The organism is Pseudomonas halotolerans (genome assembly GCF_039581215.1).
Lineage (GTDB): Bacteria > Pseudomonadota > Gammaproteobacteria > Pseudomonadales > Pseudomonadaceae > Aquipseudomonas > Aquipseudomonas tehranensis.
In genome coordinates this window covers 81,917-100,241 of sequence record NZ_JBCNTJ010000006.1, presented here as the reverse complement: position 1 = coordinate 100,241, position 18,325 = coordinate 81,917, and the positions used below count along the sequence as shown (strand labels likewise).

General features: G+C 61.4%; 15 protein-coding genes. 12 read left to right on the top strand and 3 right to left on the bottom strand.

Going from position 1 to position 18,325, the window contains the following annotated elements; all coding sequences use genetic code 11:
* Nucleotides 1–109 precede the first annotated feature (109 nt).
* Nucleotides 110–1,402 carry a putative hydroxymethylpyrimidine transporter CytX gene (cytX, locus tag AAIS01_RS10570; RefSeq protein WP_343468914.1) on the top strand — a complete coding sequence of 431 codons (1,293 nt, stop codon included), beginning with the start codon at nucleotides 110–112 and terminating at the stop codon, nucleotides 1,400–1,402.
* Here the strand turns inward: cytX and AAIS01_RS10565 are convergent.
* On the bottom strand, nucleotides 1,371–2,117 hold the full coding sequence (locus AAIS01_RS10565) for a DUF3298 domain-containing protein (RefSeq protein WP_343468913.1): 747 nt from the start codon (nucleotides 2,115–2,117) through the stop codon (nucleotides 1,371–1,373). The two genes, cytX and AAIS01_RS10565, sit on opposite strands and share 32 nt — an antisense overlap.
* Nucleotides 2,118–2,331: 214 nt before the next feature.
* On the opposite strand from AAIS01_RS10565, the gene AAIS01_RS10560 reads away from it, so the two are divergent.
* The 10 genes from AAIS01_RS10560 to AAIS01_RS10515 all read left to right on the top strand — a co-directional run bounded on the left by AAIS01_RS10560 (nucleotide 2,332) and on the right by AAIS01_RS10515 (nucleotide 13,302).
* Nucleotides 2,332–2,949, top strand: a complete 618-nt coding sequence (locus AAIS01_RS10560; protein ID WP_343468912.1) for an NUDIX domain-containing protein — start codon at nucleotides 2,332–2,334, stop codon at nucleotides 2,947–2,949.
* Entirely contained in the window at nucleotides 2,940–3,392 is a 453-nt protein-coding gene (locus AAIS01_RS10555) for a DUF1249 domain-containing protein (RefSeq protein ID WP_343468911.1), read from the top strand. Before AAIS01_RS10560 ends, AAIS01_RS10555 begins: the two co-directional genes overlap by 10 nt.
* Before the next feature lie 106 nt (nucleotides 3,393–3,498).
* A complete protein-coding gene (gene cpdA / locus AAIS01_RS10550) occupies nucleotides 3,499–4,314 on the top strand; it encodes a 3',5'-cyclic-AMP phosphodiesterase (protein WP_343468910.1) in 816 nt (271 codons plus the stop codon).
* A 1,165-nt stretch (nucleotides 4,315–5,479) separates the two neighbouring features.
* Nucleotides 5,480–5,809, top strand: a complete 330-nt coding sequence (locus tag AAIS01_RS10545; protein WP_214913614.1) for a DUF6124 family protein — start codon at nucleotides 5,480–5,482, stop codon at nucleotides 5,807–5,809.
* A gap of 275 nt (nucleotides 5,810–6,084) precedes the next feature.
* Nucleotides 6,085–6,693 carry a YqiA/YcfP family alpha/beta fold hydrolase gene (locus tag AAIS01_RS10540; RefSeq protein WP_343468909.1) on the top strand — a complete coding sequence of 203 codons (609 nt, stop codon included), beginning with the start codon at nucleotides 6,085–6,087 and terminating at the stop codon, nucleotides 6,691–6,693.
* Between the two features lie 41 nt (nucleotides 6,694–6,734).
* Nucleotides 6,735–8,639 carry a DNA topoisomerase IV subunit B gene (parE, locus tag AAIS01_RS10535; RefSeq protein WP_343468908.1) on the top strand — a complete coding sequence of 635 codons (1,905 nt, stop codon included), beginning with the start codon at nucleotides 6,735–6,737 and terminating at the stop codon, nucleotides 8,637–8,639.
* A complete protein-coding gene (locus AAIS01_RS10530; RefSeq protein WP_343468907.1) occupies nucleotides 8,639–9,625 on the top strand; it encodes an esterase-like activity of phytase family protein in 987 nt (328 codons plus the stop codon). Before parE ends, AAIS01_RS10530 begins: the two co-directional genes overlap by 1 nt.
* Entirely contained in the window at nucleotides 9,622–10,143 is a 522-nt protein-coding gene (locus AAIS01_RS10525; protein WP_186658186.1) for a retropepsin-like aspartic protease family protein, read from the top strand. The genes AAIS01_RS10530 and AAIS01_RS10525 overlap by 4 nt, the downstream gene beginning before the upstream one ends.
* A 10-nt stretch (nucleotides 10,144–10,153) precedes the next feature.
* The gene (gene parC, locus AAIS01_RS10520; RefSeq protein WP_092395716.1) at nucleotides 10,154–12,418 is read left to right on the top strand and encodes a DNA topoisomerase IV subunit A; all 2,265 of its coding nucleotides are present in this window, start codon (nucleotides 10,154–10,156) and stop codon (nucleotides 12,416–12,418) included.
* A gap of 179 nt (nucleotides 12,419–12,597) precedes the next feature.
* The gene (locus AAIS01_RS10515) at nucleotides 12,598–13,302 is read left to right on the top strand and encodes a PqiC family protein (protein ID WP_343468906.1); all 705 of its coding nucleotides are present in this window, start codon (nucleotides 12,598–12,600) and stop codon (nucleotides 13,300–13,302) included.
* A 223-nt stretch (nucleotides 13,303–13,525) separates the two neighbouring features.
* On the opposite strand, the gene AAIS01_RS10510 is transcribed toward AAIS01_RS10515, so the two are convergent.
* Complete coding sequence (locus AAIS01_RS10510) at nucleotides 13,526–15,043, bottom strand: AhpA/YtjB family protein (RefSeq protein WP_343468905.1); 1,518 nt, start codon at nucleotides 15,041–15,043, stop codon at nucleotides 13,526–13,528.
* A gap of 133 nt (nucleotides 15,044–15,176) precedes the next feature.
* Here AAIS01_RS10510 and serB point away from each other — a divergent pair, with 133 nt between their 5' ends.
* Entirely contained in the window at nucleotides 15,177–16,391 is a 1,215-nt protein-coding gene (gene serB / locus AAIS01_RS10505; protein ID WP_092395722.1) for a phosphoserine phosphatase SerB, read from the top strand.
* A gap of 155 nt (nucleotides 16,392–16,546) precedes the next feature.
* Here the strand turns inward: serB and AAIS01_RS10500 are convergent, their stop codons facing one another.
* Nucleotides 16,547–18,307 (bottom strand): molecular chaperone, encoded by a 1,761-nt coding sequence (locus tag AAIS01_RS10500; RefSeq protein WP_343468904.1) that lies wholly within the window; start codon nucleotides 18,305–18,307, stop codon nucleotides 16,547–16,549.
* Nucleotides 18,308–18,325: the final 18 nt, after the last annotated feature.

The following is an 18,325-nucleotide window of genomic DNA, read 5'->3' as shown; positions in this document are numbered from 1 at the left end:
GATCGTTGGTGTACGCAGCTTTTGTGTTCACAGCAGGTCCATTGTGGGAGCGGGCTTGCTCGCGAAGGCAATCGTTAGAACAACAAATATCCCTCTGAGATAACAACCCTTGAACATCCAACCCAGCACCTACTCCCCCGACACCGCCGTGCCCCTGGACAAACGCGTCTTCGGCGCCCGCGATCTGTTTTCCCTGTGGTTCTCCCTCGGCATCGGCCTGATGGTCTTGCAGGTCGGCGCCTTGCTCGCACCGGGTCTGGGCCTGAGTGGTTCGTTACTGGCGATTTTTCTCGGCACGCTGGTGGGCGTCCTGCTACTGGCGGCCGTCGGCGTAATCGGCAGCGACACCGGCCTGTCGGCCATGGCCGCCCTCAAGCTCAGCCTCGGCGGCAAGGGCGCGAGCGTGCCGGCGGTGTTGAACCTGCTGCAGTTGATCGGCTGGGGCTCCTTCGAAATCATCGTCATGCGTGACGCCGCCAGCCTGCTCGGCGCCCGGGCCTTCAGCGAGGGGAGCCTGGGGTCGAACCCGCTGCTGTGGACGTTGTTTTTCGGCGCCCTGGCGACCCTGCTGGCGGTGAGTGGGCCGCTGACGTTCGTACGTAAGGTCCTGCGCAAGTGGGGCATCTGGCTGTTGCTGGCAGCATGCATCTGGCTGACCTGGAACCTATTCGCCAAGGCTGATCTGGGTGCGTTGTGGGTGCGGGCGGGCGATGGTTCGATGCCGTTTGCCGTTGGGTTCGACATTGCGATCGCCATGCCTCTGTCGTGGTTGCCGCTGATTGCCGACTACTCGCGCTTCGGTAAGCGCGCAAAAAACGTCTTCGGCGGCACCGCGCTGGGGTTCTTCATCGGTAATTTCTGGCTGATGAGCCTGGGCGTGGCCTACACCCTGGCGTTCGCACCGAGCGGTGAAGTGAACGCGCTGCTTCTGGCCCTGGCGGGCGCCGGGCTGGGGATCCCACTGCTGCTGATTTTGCTGGACGAGTCGGAAAATGCCTTTGCCGATATCCACTCGGCGGCGGTGTCCAGCGGCATGCTGACGGGGTTGAAAGTCGAGCACCTGGCCTTGGCGATTGGTGTGATCTGCACCTTGATCGCCTGCTTCGCACCGTTGGCGCAGTACCAGAACTTCCTGTTGCTGATCGGCTCGGTGTTCGCGCCGCTGTTCGGTGTGGTGCTGGTGGACCACTTCATCCTGCGCAAGCGCGGTAACCGGGTTGTGTCAGCGGCGTTGTGCTGGCCGGCACTGTTGGCCTGGCTGGGCGGGGTGAGCACCTACCACCTACTGGCCAACCTCTATCCGGATGTCGGTGCAACCCTGCCGTCGCTGATTCTGGCAGGGTTGCTGCAATTGCTGTTGGGTCGGGCGTTCAGCTACGGCCGGGGAACAGCTCGGGCTTGAGGATGCCATTGAGGCGTGGGTAAGCGATCTTCAGTTCGATGTGGCCCAAGGCGTAGGGCGCGATGGTGCTCACTTGGTACTTGAGGATCACCCCACCGTAGGTCAGCGCCACGTTCGGGGTTTTCTGGAACGGCCACTGCTTCACGAACTCCGGTTCCTGATCCAGTTTGGTGCTGATCAGCCAGCTGTTGTGGGCGACCTGCGCGGCTTTCCAGAACGCGTCTTCCTGGCCCGGCAGCAGCATGTCTGACAGCGTCAATACCTTGTGCTGCTGGCGCGAATAGTTGATGAAACCGCGCCCCGGCGTGCCGTGGGCACCGCCGGTGTCCAGGTAGCTGGACAATTCGATGATCACCAGGCCGTCATGTTGCTCGCGTACTTTGGCCTGCAAATAGCTGCTGTTGCGCGGCGCGGCGCTGCGCAAAAACTGCTCGCGGTAGGCGGCCAGCGTTGGCGCCACCGGGGCGTCCGGCGTGGTGCGGGTCATTTGCAGCAAGCGTTTCTCGATAATGCCGTCCAGGGCTGGCTCGGCGGGAAAACGCAGGGTGTCAATGTTGACCAGAGGGCAGTCGGCGCTGGCGCAGCCGGGTTGCAGTTGTTCCGAGGCATCGCGAGTGGTTTCCAGCGGCGCGCGGTAGTTGGGCTGGAACAGGCTTTGGCAAGCGCCCAGGGTCAGGGCAATAGCGGCCACGCAAAGGGTTTTGAAAAGCGACATGGGCGTCCTTCATGAAACAGGGAAAGGCGAAAAGTTACCCGCTTCGACTGTCGGCAGGGCAATCAGTTCGCCACTAAGCTCATTAGAGTGGCTTTGAGGGCAGCCGTCTATCCCGATGACTGCAAAGGGGCTGCATCAAACGGTACGGGCGCGTTAGGATGGCGCGAAGCCGAGGCAGGAGCCTCGCATCGATCCGCTGCAAACGAGGACAGTCATGACCGATTTCGCCAATGCCACACCGAGCGCCGTGGACATCGTCAAGCGTGAAAACTGCTTTCAGGGTTTCTACAAACTCGATCGTGTCCACCTGCGCCACGAGTTGTTTGCCGGTGGCATGAGCCGTGAAATCAGCCGTGAACTGTTCGTGCGTCATGACGCGGTGTGCGTGCTGCCCTACGATCCGCAACGCGATGAGGTGGTACTGATCGAGCAGTTTCGCGTCGGCGCCATTGGCAAGACCACCAATCCCTGGTTGGTGGAACTGGTGGCCGGCCTGATCGACAAGGACGAGCAACCGGAAGAGGTTGCTCATCGCGAAGCGCAGGAGGAAGCTGGGCTTGTCTTCGCTGCGCTCTGGCCGATGACCCAATATTTTCCATCGCCGGGCGGCAGCAATGAATTCGTGCATCTTTATTTGGGGCGTTGCGACAGTGCGGGGGCCGGTGGCCTGCATGGGCTTGTGGAAGAAGCCGAAGACATTCGTGTGAAGGTCTGGGCCTTTGAAGATGCCTTGCAAGCAGTGCGCGACGGGCAGATCTGCAACGCGGCCGGCATCATTGCCTTGCAATGGCTGGCCTTGAATCGCGATGAAGTGAGGGGGCTATGGTCTTAAGCAAGCTGCGCGACCGTTATCGCGTCGATCTGGTCGGGTTGCAGGCCGCCTGCGAGGCCAACTACGCCCGCTTGATGCGCTTGTTGCCGGACATGCGCAACGACCCCGCGCCCCGGCGCATCGCCGTGACCCATGGCGACCAGATGCTCGGCGTGCTGGCCCTCGAAGTGCTGCAGACCTGCCCCTACACCACCACACTGCAGGTGCGCCAGGAACACAGCCTGCCGTGGCTGCCGGTGCCGCAGTTGGAAGTGCAGGTCTATCACGATGCACGCATGGCCGAAGTCGTCAGCGCCGAACACGCGCGACGCTTTCGCGGCATCTATCCTTACCCCAATGCGTCAATGCACCAGCCGGATGAGAAGGCCCAGTTGAATGTGTTCCTGGGTGAATGGCTGAGTCATTGCCTGGCACTGGGCCATGAGTTCGAAGTCGTTCGGTAGTGCGTGGTCTGTGAACCGGTTCCGGTTCGTGGGTTTCCCCTTTCGATCTTCCCCAGCATAATTGCCGCTTCATCCAATGGCGTGGTCGCGCCTGGGAGAGAGCGATTTGCCGAGCGTATCCACCTTGACCACCGCCGATACGGCGTTGCTGGTCCAACTGTCCGACAGTCACCTGTTTGCCGAGGCCGACGGCTCGCTGCTGGGCATGAACACTCGCGACAGCTTGCGGGCGGTCATTGACCTGGTCCTCAAGCAACAGCCGAAGATCGACCTCATGCTTGCCACGGGGGATTTGTCCCAGGACGGGACGCTGCAGTCCTATGAGGCGTTTCGGCAGATGAGTGGGCGAATCGATGCGCCGGCGCGCTGGATTCCGGGCAACCATGATGAGCCGCAGGTCATGATCGAGGCCGCGGTCAAGAGCGCGCTGCTCGAGCCGGTGGTGGATATTGGCAACTGGCGCGTGACGATGCTCGACTCCGCCGTGCCCGGGTCGGTGCCGGGGTTTTTGGCTGAGGAGCAGTTGATTCTGTTGGCCAATGCCTTGAGTGAGGCGCCGGAGCGGCATCATTTGGTGTGTCTGCATCATCATCCTGTTTCGATTGGGTGTGCGTGGATGGAGCCGATTGGGTTGCGTAATCCGGATGCATTGTTTGCGGTGCTGGATCGGTTTCCTCAGGTGCGTGCTGTTCTGTGGGGGCATGTGCATCAGGAGGTTGATCAGGTGCGTGAGGGGGTTCGTTTGTTGGCTTCGCCTTCGACCTGTATTCAGTTTGAGCCGGGGAGTGAGGATTTTGCGGTGGGATCGCAGGCGCCGGGGTATCGGTGGTTGCGGCTTTGGCCGGATGGGCAGTTGGAGACGGGGGTTGAGCGGGTGGTTGGGTTTGCGTTTACCCCCGACTATGACTCCAACGGATATTGAGTTTGATCAAACTGTGGGAGCGAGCTTGCTCGCGATGGCGGTCTGATTGAGTACATATCCATTTCTGCTGTAATGGCTGCTGACGGTTCCGCTCTTACAGCGGCTCACTTTTGAAAAGCGCAAAAGTAAGCAAAACGCTTTTGCCCCACCACTTGGTGCCTCGCTAGGGCTCGGCATGCCCTCACTCCGGCATTGCTCCGTGGGCCGCCGCGAAGGGCCATCCATGGCCCAGCGCGGCTAACCCGGCATCCATGCCGGGTTGCCCACTGCGCAATGCCTGCGTTCGGCCAGCGTGGTTAACGGGGCGCCGAGATCAACGTCCTCCGCGAGGCGGCCTGACAGCCGGCCTGGCTCTTGCGGGGGGGGGGGGTACACCTATCAGACTTGTTTGAGCTGGACCTGTGGGAGCAAAGCTTGCTCGCGAGGCGGCCTGACAGCCGACCTGGTTCTTGCGGGTGTACACCCATCAGACTTGTTTGAGCAGACCTGTGGGAGCAAAGCTTGCTCGCGAGGCGGCCTGATAGCCGACCTGGCTCTTGCGGGTGTACACCCATCAGACTTGTTTGAGCAGACCTGTGGGAGCAAAGCTTGCTCGCGAGGCGGTCTGATAGCCGACCTGACTCTCCCAGTCGTACTCCGGTCCAATTGTGGGAGCGGGCTTGCTCGCGAAGGCGGCGGTACATTCAGCATGGATGTAAGCAGGCCCACCGCTATCGCGAGCAAGCTCGGCTCCCACAGAGCTCGACGGTGAACACTGATCTTATAAACGACCAAAAACCTGTGTGGGAGCGAGCTTGCTCGCGATGGCGCCCTGACAGTCGACCAAAATTTGTGGGAATGGTCGGACACACTTCCTGATTCAGGTGGATTTTTCCGACGAGCTCTGGCGGTTGCCGGGTGGGAAGGGCTGTCGCTAACCTTTTTCCGTCGCTGCCAATTCAGCGGCCGGGCCTGGAAACCCGATGAGTAGAAGGCATATGAGCGAGTCGCGTGAGATACTGCGGCGCTTTGAGCGTTCAGCTCTGCGTTATGGCGGCTGTGCGCGGGAGACTTTCGAGTCTGCCGGGTATTCCTTCTACCTTGGTTTCCAGCCCGCGCATAGCTGCCACCCTCTCGCCTGGAAACGGGAGATGGCGGTTCCACTACGCAAAGAAGGATATGCATCATGTTCAAAGCCACACCCAATCCCCCCGAAACCGATTCCCAAAAGCACGATGAAGCCGCCAAGCGCGCCCTCGATTATTATCTCGACCCCAAGCCTCAAGCCAAAAAGACACAACCCTCAAGCCAGCTGTTCACTGTCGCGGAGAGCGCAGACACGGAGACGCTCCTAGCTAACCTCAGCGAAACCCTGGCCTCCGCCAGCGCCATGCTTGGCGATCTAACCTTTGACCTGGAAGGCTCGCGTCGGCATTTCGCCCTGGGAGTCCAGCAGATGATCGAACTCAGTGAATTGTTGGCGAACCGGGCGTTGGACATCGTCGATCCGCGCTAACGTCAAGCGTAAGCATTGTGTGGGAGCACCTGAGTGTGTCATTCAACATTGATGTCGGCTGACCCGACGCATTCGCGAGCAAGCCCGCTCCCACAGTTTGATCGAAGTACAGCCGGGAGAAACAGGTCGGCTATCAGGCCGCCTCGCGAGCAAGCTTTGCTCCCACAGATACCGTGATCGACTGATCATCGAAGGCGCCAAGAAGGTCAAATCCCCCAAACCACCGCGATCTCCCTGTAAACTCCGCCCTTTGCCCAACACCCAGGGAGTCGGTCATGTCGGGTTCGATCCTTTATATCCACGGCTTCAACAGCGCCCCCGCGTCGACCAAGGCCAGTCAGTTGATCGACGTAATGGCCCGCCTGGGCCTGAGCGACCACCTACAAGTCCCAGCCCTGCACCACCACCCGCGCCAGGCCATCGGTCAGTTGGAACAGGCGATTGCACAACTGGGCCGCCCACTGCTGGTCGGCAGCTCGCTCGGCGGCTACTATGCGACTCACTTGGCCGAGCGCCACGGGCTCAAGGCCTTGCTGGTCAACCCGGCCGTCAGCCCACATCGGATGTTTGACGGTTACCTGGGCACGCAGAAGAATTTGTACACCGACGAAACCTGGGAGTTGACCCACGACCACGTCACGGCCCTGGCTGAGCTGGAAGTGCCGGCGCCCCAGGATCCGCAGCGGTATCAGGTATGGTTGCAAACCGGTGATGAAACGCTGGATTATCGCCACGCCCAGCAGTATTACCGCGCCTGTGCCTTGCGCATCCAGGCCGGCGGCGACCACAGTTTCCAAGGGTTTGCCCGACAGTTGCCGGCGCTGTTGAGTTTTGCCGGCATTGGCGCCGATTTGTACCAGGCGATCGACTTCACGTCGCTGTGAGCCATCGCCTCTTTTTCATTGAACACTGACGACGAGACCCCATGGCCACTCCCAGCGCTAGCTCTTATAACGCAGACGCCATCGAAGTCCTCTCGGGCCTCGACCCGGTGCGCAAGCGCCCCGGCATGTACACCGACACCAGTCGGCCGAACCACCTTGCCCAGGAAGTCATCGACAACAGCGTCGACGAAGCCTTGGCCGGGCACGCCCGTTCGGTGCAGGTCATCCTGCACGCCGACCACTCGCTGGAAGTCAGCGACGACGGCCGCGGTATGCCGGTGGATATTCACCCTGAAGAAGGCGTGTCGGGCGTCGAGTTGATCCTTACCAAGCTCCACGCGGGCGGTAAGTTTTCCAACAAGAACTACCAGTTCTCCGGCGGTTTGCACGGGGTGGGTATTTCCGTGGTCAACGCCTTGTCGACCCTGGTCCGCGTGCGGGTCAAGCGTGACGGCAACGAATACCAGATGACCTTCGCCGACGGCTACAAGGCCACCGAACTGGAAGTGGTCGGCACCGTCGGCAAACGCAATACCGGGACCAGCGTGTATTTTGCCCCGGACCCCAAGTATTTCGATTCGCCGAAATTCTCCGTCACCCGCCTCAAGCATGTGCTCAAGGCCAAGGCCGTGTTGTGCCCGGGGCTGTTGGTCAGTTTCGAGGACAAGGCGACCGGCGAGAAAGTCGAGTGGCATTACGAAGACGGCCTGCGCTCTTATCTGGTGGACGCGGTCAACGGTTTCGAACGCCTGCCCAACGAGCCGTTCTGCGGCAGCCTGGCCGGTAACAAGGAAGCGGTGGACTGGGCGCTGTTGTGGCTGCCCGAAGGGGGCGAAAGCGTTCAGGAGAGCTACGTCAACCTGATCCCCACGGCTCAGGGCGGCACCCACGTCAATGGTTTGCGCCAGGGTTTGCTCGACGCCATGCGCGAGTTCTGCGAGTTCCGCAACCTGCTGCCCCGTGGCGTGAAGCTGGCGCCGGAAGACGTCTGGGAGCGCATCGCCTTCGTGCTGTCGATGAAGATGCAGGAACCGCAGTTCTCCGGCCAGACCAAGGAGCGTCTGTCGTCCCGCGAAGCGGCGGCGTTTGTCTCCGGGGTGGTCAAGGACGCGTTCAGCCTGTGGCTCAATGCCAACCCGGAAACCGGTCTGGCCCTGGCGGAGTTGGCGATCAACAACGCCGGGCGGCGCCTCAAGGCCAGCAAGAAGGTCGAGCGCAAGCGCATCACCCAGGGGCCGGCGTTGCCGGGCAAGCTCGCTGACTGTGCCGGGCAGGACCCGATGCGTTCCGAGCTGTTTTTGGTGGAAGGTGACTCCGCCGGCGGTTCGGCCAAGCAGGCGCGGGACAAAGAATTCCAGGCGATCCTGCCGTTGCGCGGCAAGATCCTCAACACCTGGGAAGTGGACGGCAGCGAAGTGCTGGCCAGTCAGGAAGTGCATAATATTGCCGTGGCCATCGGTGTCGATCCGGGCGCCGCGGACATGAGCCAACTGCGTTACGGCAAGATCTGCATCCTCGCCGACGCCGACTCCGACGGTCTGCACATCGCCACCTTGTTGTGCGCCTTGTTCGTCCAGCATTTCCGTCCGCTGGTGGACGCTGGTCACGTCTACGTGGCGATGCCGCCGCTGTACCGCATCGACCTGGGCAAAGAGATTTACTACGCCCTGGACGAAGCCGAGCGCGATGGCATCCTCGACCGCCTGGTGGCCGAGAAGAAACGCGGCAAACCGCAGGTCACCCGATTCAAGGGCCTTGGCGAGATGAACCCGCCGCAACTGCGCGAAACCACCATGGATCCGAACACGCGCCGCCTGGTGCAGTTGACCCTGGATGATTTCGAAGCGACCTCGGAAATGATGGACATGTTGCTGGCGAAGAAGCGCGCTGGCGATCGCAAGTCCTGGCTCGAATCCAAAGGGGACCTGGCCGAGGTGCTGGCCTGATGCGCAACGGTTTCGCCCTGGCGTTGTTGCTGTGGGCGGGGGTGGTGGTCGCAGGTCCTGCACCGCAATTGAAGTTGCTGTCCGAGCATGCCGTCGAGGATTTGCGGGGCGGTAACTTGTCCGGGCTGGCCGTGTGCGGCGGCGAAATGTGGACGGTGTCGGATCGCGATGATGATCGGATCTACCGCCTCAAGTCCTCTGATGCGCCGTTCTGGCAGGCAGAAGCCGTTGAAATCCAGGTGCCGCCGGTGCCCGACAGCGGTTTGCCGTGGGGTTTGAGATCACGGACCTGGGCGGCGTCGTACCTGCGCGGTGGCGAACTGGATTTTGAAGGCATCAGCTGTGACAGCGCCGGCAATCGCTACGTGGTCAGTGAATCCCATGCCGCGGTGTTGCAGGTGTCGCCGACGGGCGCCGCGTCCTGGTTGAAAATCGCACCGGTGATGATCCGTCAGGCGCGGGCCAGCGGCCTGTTGCTGCATTTCAATGCGTTGTTTGAAGGCCTGGCGGTAAACCCTGCCGGCGATCAGTTGTGGCTGGCGGCGGAGCGTGAACGCCGCGGCCTGTTGCTGATCAAGCGTCAGCAAGCGGTGTGGGACTGTGATGGTAACTGCGTATTGCTGAGTGAAGCGGGGAAAGAGATGCAGCCGGCGCAGTTCCCCAATGCCACGGCGGTATCACGGGATTTCGCCGATCTGTCACTGTTCGACGGCAAGCTGTTTACCCTGGAGCGCAACGCTTATCAGATCTGCCGGCGTGACGCGCAAAGCGCTCAAGTGGAGCGTTGTTGGTCGTTCGCCGCCGAAGTGCTGCAGGAAAACCGTCGTTATTCACAGGACTACGGCTTGGCCGAAGCGCTGGTGGTGGACGCCGAAGGTGCCTGGGTTGGCCTGGATAACAACGACGGCCCCCGGGCCGACGGCGAACGACGGCCGATCATCTGGCGCTTCGCCGCACCGGACGGTGGCTGGAGCGCCTCGCCATGAGCCAGCAACCGCCGGGCAAGCGCGCCGGCAGGGTGCTGATGATACTGGCCTGGTGCGCGGCGCTGTTTCTGGCGACACGGTTTTTTGCCCAGTGGGAGCAGCGTGCGCAGAATCCCAATACCGAGGTGTATTCGCAACAGGGTGAAGGTTTTATCGAGGTGAAGCTGGTCAGCAATAAACAGGGGCATTTTGTCGCCAGCGGCCAGATCAACGGCCAACCGGTGGACTTCATGCTCGATACCGGCGCCACGGACGTGGCGATCCCGCAGGAGCTGGCCGCACGCCTCAAGCTGGAAAAAGGTTTCGGTGTGACGTTGAGCACCGCCAACGGTTTGAGCGAGGGTTATCGTACCCGTATCGACCGGTTGCAGTTGGGCGACATCGTGTTGCGCGATGTCCGTGCCCTGGTGGCGCCAGGCCTGGGGGGCACGCAAGTGCTGCTGGGCATGAGCGCCCTGAACAAACTTGAATTTACCCAGCGCGGCGGCACCATGTTGCTGCGCCAGACAACGAACTGATGAGGCCCGCATGAGCGACATTCTTGCAGACAGCTTAGACGGCGTAGAGCGCCGGTCGCTGGCTGACTTCACCGAAAATGCCTACCTCAATTACTCCATGTACGTGATCATGGACCGCGCCTTGCCGCACATCGGCGACGGTCTCAAGCCGGTTCAGCGGCGGATCATCTACGCCATGAGTGAGCTGGGGCTGGATGCCGATTCCAAGCACAAGAAGTCGGCGCGTACCGTCGGTGACGTGCTCGGCAAGTTCCATCCCCATGGCGACTCGGCCTGCTATGAAGCCATGGTGCTGATGGCCCAGCCGTTCAGCTACCGCTACACCCTGGTGGACGGCCAGGGGAACTGGGGTGCGCCAGACGATCCCAAGTCTTTCGCCGCCATGCGTTACACCGAGGCGCGGCTGTCGCGTTATTCCGAAGTGCTGCTCAGCGAGTTGGGCCAGGGCACTGCAGACTGGGGGCCGAACTTCGATGGCACCCTCGATGAACCCTTGGTGTTGCCGGCACGTTTGCCGAACATCCTCCTCAATGGCACCACCGGTATCGCCGTGGGCATGGCCACTGACGTGCCACCGCACAACCTGCGGGAAGTGGCAACCGCCTGCGTGCGCCTGCTGGACGAGCCGAAAGCGACGGTGGAGCAGCTCTGCGAGCATATCCAGGGCCCGGACTACCCGACCGAAGCGGAAATCATCACCCCGCGTGCCGACCTGCTGAAGATCTACGAAACCGGTCGCGGTTCGGTGCGCATGCGCGCGGTGTACCACATCGAAGATGGCGACATCATCGTCACCGCTCTACCTCACCAGGTTTCCGGGGCCAAGGTTCTGGAACAAATTGCTGCGATGATGCAGGCAAAACCGTCGAAAGCGCCGCAAGTCGCTGACCTTCGCGACGAATCCGACCACGAGAACCCGTGCCGGATCGTGATCATCCCGGTCAACAACCGGGTCGATCACGACGCGCTGATGCAGCATCTGTTTGCCAGTACCGATCTTGAGTCCAGCTACCGGGTCAACATCAACATCATCGGTCTGGACGGCAAGCCACAGCTGAAAAACCTGCGGGCGCTGCTGGTGGAATGGCTGGAGTTTCGCGTCAAGACCGTGCGGCGGCGCCTGCAATTTCGCCTGGACAAGGTCGAGCGTCGCCTGCACCTGTTGGACGGTTTGCTGATTGCCTACCTCAACCTGGATGAAGTGATTCATATCATCCGCACCGAGGAGCACCCCAAGGCCAGCCTGATCGCGCGTTTTGAACTGACCGAAACCCAGGCCGACTACATTCTCGATACTCGCTTGCGGCAACTGGCGCGGTTGGAAGAGATGAAGCTGCGGGCCGAGCAGGATGAATTGCTCAAGGAGCAGGCCAAGCTGCAAGCGTTGCTGGGCAGCGAAGCCAGGCTCAAGAAGCTGGTGCGCACCGAACTGCTCAAGGATGCTGAAACCTACGGCGACGATCGTCGTTCGCCCATCGTCGAGCGCGCCGAAGCCAAGGCGCTGAGCGAACATGATCTGTTGCCGAACGAGAAAGTGACCGTCGTGCTGTCGGAAAAAGGCTGGGTACGCTCCGCCAAGGGTCATGATATTGACGCCGCAGGGCTTTCCTACAAGGCGGGAGACGGTTTCAAGGCACTGGCCGCCGGGCGTTCCAACCAGTTTGCGGTGTTCGTCGATTCCACCGGGCGCAGTTATTCGGTGCCGGCGCATACCCTGCCATCGGCTCGCGGCCAGGGCGAGCCGCTGACCGGTCGATTAACTCCACCACCGGGTGCAACTTTTGAATGCGTGCTGATGCCTGATGATGACGGGCTGTACGTTATTGCGTCGGACGCCGGCTACGGGTTTGTCGTCAAGGGTGAGGACCTGCAGGCCAAGAACAAGGCGGGCAAGGCGTTGTTGAGCCTGCCGAACAACGCCAAGGTCATCGCGCCGCGACCGGTAGCCGATCGCGAGAACAACTGGCTGGCTTCGGTGACGACTGAGGGTCGGTTGCTGGTCTTCAAAATCAGTGACTTGCCACAGCTGGGTAAAGGTAAGGGCAACAAGATCATCGGCATTTCCGGCGAACGGGTGGCCAGTCGTGAGGAATATGTCACGGATATTGCAGTGTTACCGGAAGGCGCCACGCTTGTGCTACAGGCTGGAAAGCGTACGCTTTCGTTGAAGGCTGACGATCTTGAACACTACAAAGGTGAACGTGGTCGGCGGGGCAATAAGCTTCCGAGAGGGTTTCAGCGGGTTGATGCACTGCTCGTCGAAAACCTCAATTAAGCGTGCTAGAGCGCTCGGTCTGCGATTAAAAGCCGCAGATCGGCACTTTCGCGCTGGAGTCGGAGCGCATATTCACGGATGATAGGCCCTTTCAAGCGCCGGCGTGGCCGAGCGTTCTTCATATTGACCGAGTTTTTTTTCACTGTGGTAAGCCTTGTGGCTGCCACCTGGACGGGACGATGACTGCTCTGCGCCTTCCTATTTTGTGGCTCGCCGGCCTGCTTGGCCTGGCGGGCTGTAGCGTCAATCAGCCAGTGTCGCTGTATCAACTCGACAGCGGAAACCCGGCCCAGCCTGCACAAAGCGCAGGCATGGCGGTATTGCTGGGCCCGGTATTGATTGCCGATTACCTGCAACGTGAAACCTTATTGCAACGCCAACCGGACGGCAGCCTTCAGGCCGCCACCGATGGTCGTTGGGCCGGTAGCCTGTCCTCGGACATTGACCAGTTGTTGCTGCGTCAGATCGCCGGGCATCTGGACAGTCAGCGTGTGGTACTTGCGCCGGCCACCCAGGGCTTTACCCCGGATGTTCAAGTGTTGCTGTCGATTACCCGGCTGGATTCGGGCGAATCACAACCGGCGATACTGGATGCCCAGTGGCGTCTGATCGATCGTCGCGGCAAGGTTCGCGAGAACCGCATCATTCATCTGCAAGAGCAACATGCCGGCGGTACCGCTGCGCAGGTCCAGGCTCAGGGCGTGCTGCTGCAGCGCTTGGCCGAACAACTGTCCACGGCGCTCAAGCCTTTGGCCAATCAGCCTGCTGTTGCGGATGTGCCGCGCAAGTCGGCGCCTGCTGCCACCAAAAAGGTCGAGAAGGAAAAGGATAAGATTCCAATGGCCTTGCCGATCCGTACGGACTTGGAAGTGTTCAGGTTCTGATGGTTGAACCGGATGCAAAACAAAGCCCGCATTGATGCGGGCTTTGTTGTTTCTGTGGGTTGCAGTCTCGGGTGTCTATGTTGGCCTCATCGCGAGCAGGGGCCTCTGCTAGCCACAGATCCAGTGTGGGAGCGAGCCTGCTCGCGATGAGGTAGGCGAAGGCCACAAAAAAGCCCGCAGACAATCACTCATCTGCGGGCTTCGTCATTTCAGGTGTTGAGGCTCAGGCCTGACGCTCATGCATCCGCGCCAGTTGTCGCTCCAGCATTGACGGATAAGGCTCCATCAGCCGCTCGACGCAGCAGGCGCCTTCCGGACTGGCGATTGGGCGGATGCGTGCGCGCTGACGGACCAGGGCGTCGTCATTGATCTTGCGCTCCACCAGCAGCAGGTTGCGGCTGTGCTGCGAGAGGGCCAGGGCGTCCTGGGCCGTTTCGGTCAGCAGCAGGTCGATCTGGCTCAGGCCGAACAGCCCGTCGCCCAAGGTCAGGCCCAATTGCAATTGCAGGGTGATGCCGCTGTCGGCGACTTCGATCTGCAACTGGTGTCCCAGCGCTCGGAGCAGCTCACCGCAGCAAATGGCATTGGTGAGGTAGTCATCACCGCTGTCCTCGGTGTGGAACAGCATCAGCGTGCTGCCATCGTTCAGGGTGTGCAGTTGGCCCTGATACAGCGATGCGGCCTGGTCGAGACAGTCGCGATACCGCTCAAGCAGTTCCTTCAGGCGCGCCTGGGGCAGCCGGCGCAGTTGGTCCTGAGCGCCGAGTTGCACGGCCAGTACGGCGCTGTGTTGGGGCAGGTCCGAGGCGACGGGTCTGGCGACCGATTGCGGCTCACCGGCGATTGAGTCGTCACGCAGATCGGCGAAAGCATCGTCGTCTTCATCGTCCTCCACCGTGCGGACCACGCGGCGTAGAGCGGGTTTGGAAGCGGGGACAGGTTGGCTTTCGTCGAAGTCCGGATCTCGCAGGTTACGCACTTCGAAGCCCGGTTCGGCTTCGTCGTCGTCAATGTAGTCGATGTCTTCAGACTCCGGCACGGGCGCAGGCTCCGGGGCGAAGCTGGCGTGCAGTTGCCGGGCCAGATCGCCAATTTCGTCCTGGCGCTGGGTTGCTGGGGTGTGCTCGTCGATATCCCGCAGCCAGACCCGCAGTTGCAGCAGTGGCGTGGAGATGTGGCGCCCCAGGCGCAGGCTCAAGGCCAGCGCCAGCGCCAGCAATATTGCGCTGAGGATGCCCATGCTTTGCAGGCTGATGGTCATCGGCTGCTGGAACTGGTCCATGTCCAGGCTGATGCGCAGTTGCCCGGCGGTCACGTCCTGGAAGGTGATCCGGCTCTGGTACATGCCGCCGGATTCGCCCAGCAGGCCCGGCTTGGGCCGCTGGCCGGCTTCGGCGAGGATGCGGTTGTCCACGCTATAAATGGCGGCGTGGGCCACCAGTTTGTTTTTGGTGAGGTTGTTGAGCAGCACGTTGAGGCTAAGGATGTCGTTGGACACCAGAAGCTCGGTGGCGGACGTGGCGGTCTGCGTGGTCAGGCTCTCGCCCAGCGCATCGGCCTGCTCGTGCATGGCCTGCTTGAACTGCAGGCCCATCACGCAGGCATAGATCACCAGGGCCAGGGCGACCAGGATCACGTTATGGCTGGCAATGCGCAATGCAATCGGCACGCGACGATGGCGCAGTGCACGGAAGATCAGCAGAAAGAAATTGTCGGTTTTGACTGGCGTGGGCCGGTTCACTGAGCTCGGCTCTTTGTCCGTGAAATTGACGCGCAGTATAGCGACAGGCCCATGACCGGCAAAGCACCGACGGTGCCCGATGGTCACTGAAAGTGGGTAGAATGCGGTTTTTTTCCACCTGCGGGGGTGCGCCTTGCGCGAAATCGTCCTGATAAACATCACTGGCAGTGACCGTCCGGGTCTGACTGCGGCCATTACCGGCGTTCTGGCCCAGGGTGGTGTGAACATTCTCGACATTGGTCAGGCGGTGATTCACGACACACTGTCGTTCGGCATCCTGGTTGAAATTCCGGACGCCGAGCAAAGCAAGTCGGTGCTCAAGGACATCCTGTTCACCGCCTACAAGCTCGACCAGCAGGTGCGTTTCACCCCGGTGTCCGAAGCCGATTACCAGCATTGGGTCAATGGCCAGGGCAAGACGCGTCACATCGTGACCCTGTTGACCCGCAAGGTGACCGCCGAGCAATTGCAGCGTGTCAGTTCGATCACTGCCCAATACGGCCTGAACATCGACCACATCGACCGGTTGTCCGGGCGCATGCCGCTGGATACGCCGGATGACAAGGGCAAGGGCTGCATCGAGTTCTCCGTGCGCGGCGAGCCGGCCGATCCCCAGGCGCTACGTGCCGAATTCCTCAGCGTGGCCCAGGAGTTGAATGTCGACATCGCGTTCCAGGAAGACTCGTTGTTCCGCCGTAACCGTCGCCTGGCGGTGTTCGACATGGATTCGACGCTGATCGAAGCCGAAGTCATCGACGAACTGGCCAAGGCCGCTGGCGTCGGCGACAAGGTGTCGGCCATCACTGAACGAGCCATGGCCGGTGAACTGGACTTTCGCGCCAGCTTCAAGGAGCGCCTGGCGCTGCTCAAGGGCCTGGACGTCAGCGTGCTGGACTCGATCGGCGCCTCCCTGCGCCTGACCGAGGGCGCCGAGACGCTGTTCGCCGAACTCAAGCGTCTGGGCTACAAGACCGCGATCCTGTCCGGCGGCTTCACTTATTTCGCCAAGCAGTTGCAGGCCAAACTGGGCATCGACTACGTGTTCGCCAATGAACTGGAAGTGGTGGACGGCAAGGTGACCGGTGTGGCCGTCGAGCCGATCGTCGATGCTCAGCGCAAAGCGGATCTGTTGCGCGAACTGGCCGAGAAGGAAGGCCTGCGCCTGGAGCAGACCATCGCCGTGGGCGACGGCGCCAACGACCTGCCTATGCTGGCGATCGCCGGTCTGGGCGTGGCGTTTCGGGCCAAGCCGCTGGTCAAACAGTCGGCCCGGCAGGCGATCTCCACCCTCGGGTTGGACGGGGTGTTGTATCTGCTGGGGTTCAGGGATCGCGACGGACAGCTTTGAGCGTGTGGCTCTCTCCTGTGGCGAGGGGATTTATCCCCGCTGGGCTGCGAAGCAGCCCCCAATTGCAGTCAACCTGACACACCGCGGTGTCAGGTTTTGGGGTCGCTACGCAACCCAGCGGGGATAAATCCCCTCGCCACAAAGGCCTGCGTTGCTTACAGCGACTTCCACAACGAATCAAAATCCCCTTCATGGTCTTGGCCATCTGCGCTGGTCCCTGAGCCTTCCTGTCGATAAGCAAACTGGTTGAAGCTGTGCGTACTGGTCACCCGTCGGTCCAGGCTGGCGCGGCGTTCCTGGCCGTTGGTGTTGATCAGCACTTGCTGGCCTTCCTGAAAGGGCAGACGGGGCGCGATCATGGTGGGCGGCAGGTCAATGGCGCTGATCTCGGGCAGCAACAGCCCTCGCAGGTAGTGACCCTGCTCACCCTTCTCCCGTACCAGTTGCAGGCCGCAAGGCTGGGCATGGGGGGCGACCAGCTCGATGCCCATTTGCATGGCGCCATTGCGCACCTGCCTGATCCAGCGCACCACGGCGATGCTCCAGGCTTGATCGTCAGTGTCGCGAATACCGACCATTTCCCCTGCCTGCAGTTGCTCAGGCACCTCCTTCGGCCATCCGAGGCAGTAACCGCCGGGGCTGTGGTTGATGATGGGCAGGTCGTAGGTCGCGAAGTGGTGCTGATTGTCGGAGCTGGCACCGTCGTCATCGGCCGGATTGACCGGGTACTCGATTTCCTCATAGGGCAACAAATCACTGTCGCCGGCCGCAGCTGCGTCGAAGGCCTGGCTCCAGGTGTCGTGGGGCTTGCTCGGTGAGGCCTCGAACCGGGCCTTGCGCAGGGCGGAGTCCTTCAGGATTTCGCTGAAAGAGCGCTCGCCGCCGAGGTAATAGTGCAAAGCGCTCATGCCCACGCAGAGCGTCAGCGTGCCGTTGCCCTCGGTGCGTTGGAAGCTGCGTTCAACCGCTTCGCCCCAGGCGGCTTGCAGGTGATGCAAAGTGTCGGCGTTCATTGCGCCAGGCACGGACAGGCTGTGATCGTCAGGTTGTTCCAGGTGAGTGGCGATGGCACGCACCAGCGGCTGCGGATCGAAACCCAGCAGGCTTGGCTGCTGCTCGGCCCTGAACTTGGAACGATAGCGCGGCCCGATATCCAGTTGCGGTGCAACGGCGAACAAGCTCGTGGCGGTGACGGCCGGGTCCAGCGTGACCCCTTGGCTCCAGGACTCCAGCACCTCGGCGAGCCGCGCAATCTGGCCCTGGCGCAGCTGATTGCTGCGGGAGGCGCCCAGCAGCAGGGCGACCACGTAGGTTTGCTCGGTACTCAGCTGATGAACCTGGCTGGCCAGTTCATCGCCGACGCTGAGGTGTTGCAGCCGATGATGGCAGGCGATTCGGTATAGCTGATGCAAATCGAGCCACAGCCCTTCCGGCACTGGGCTGTACAACTGGCTGACACGCAGCAGCGTGCCGTCCAGGGCATGCATCGCGCGTTGCAGCGCGGTGCTGAGCAGGCGGGCGCGGTCCTTGGTGTACTTCGGCGAGATGCGCGCGACGATCTGTTTGTAACCCATGGCCAACTGGGTTTGCAGGGCCTGGCACAGATTGACGATCTTGCGCGAACGCTCATCCAGAACGATGGCCTGTTGTAAAAAATGCCGCTCGAGGTGTTTGCAGACGTAATACACCTCGGGCCGCAACAATTCGAGTAGCTGCAGGCGATTATCGCTGGGGGTGAGCAGTTGGTTGAGTTCGCCGATGGCCTGGTACAACAGGCGCGCGGTTTCGCCGATATTGGCTTTGGGCAGGTTGGCGATCCAGCGCTTGAGGTCGCGCGGCGTGGCATCGCAGAACGACAGGCGCGACTGTGTCGGTGTCAGAACGCGCGAAAGCTGGAGAGGGCTGGTCTCATTCATGCCGTGGATGGGCTCCGG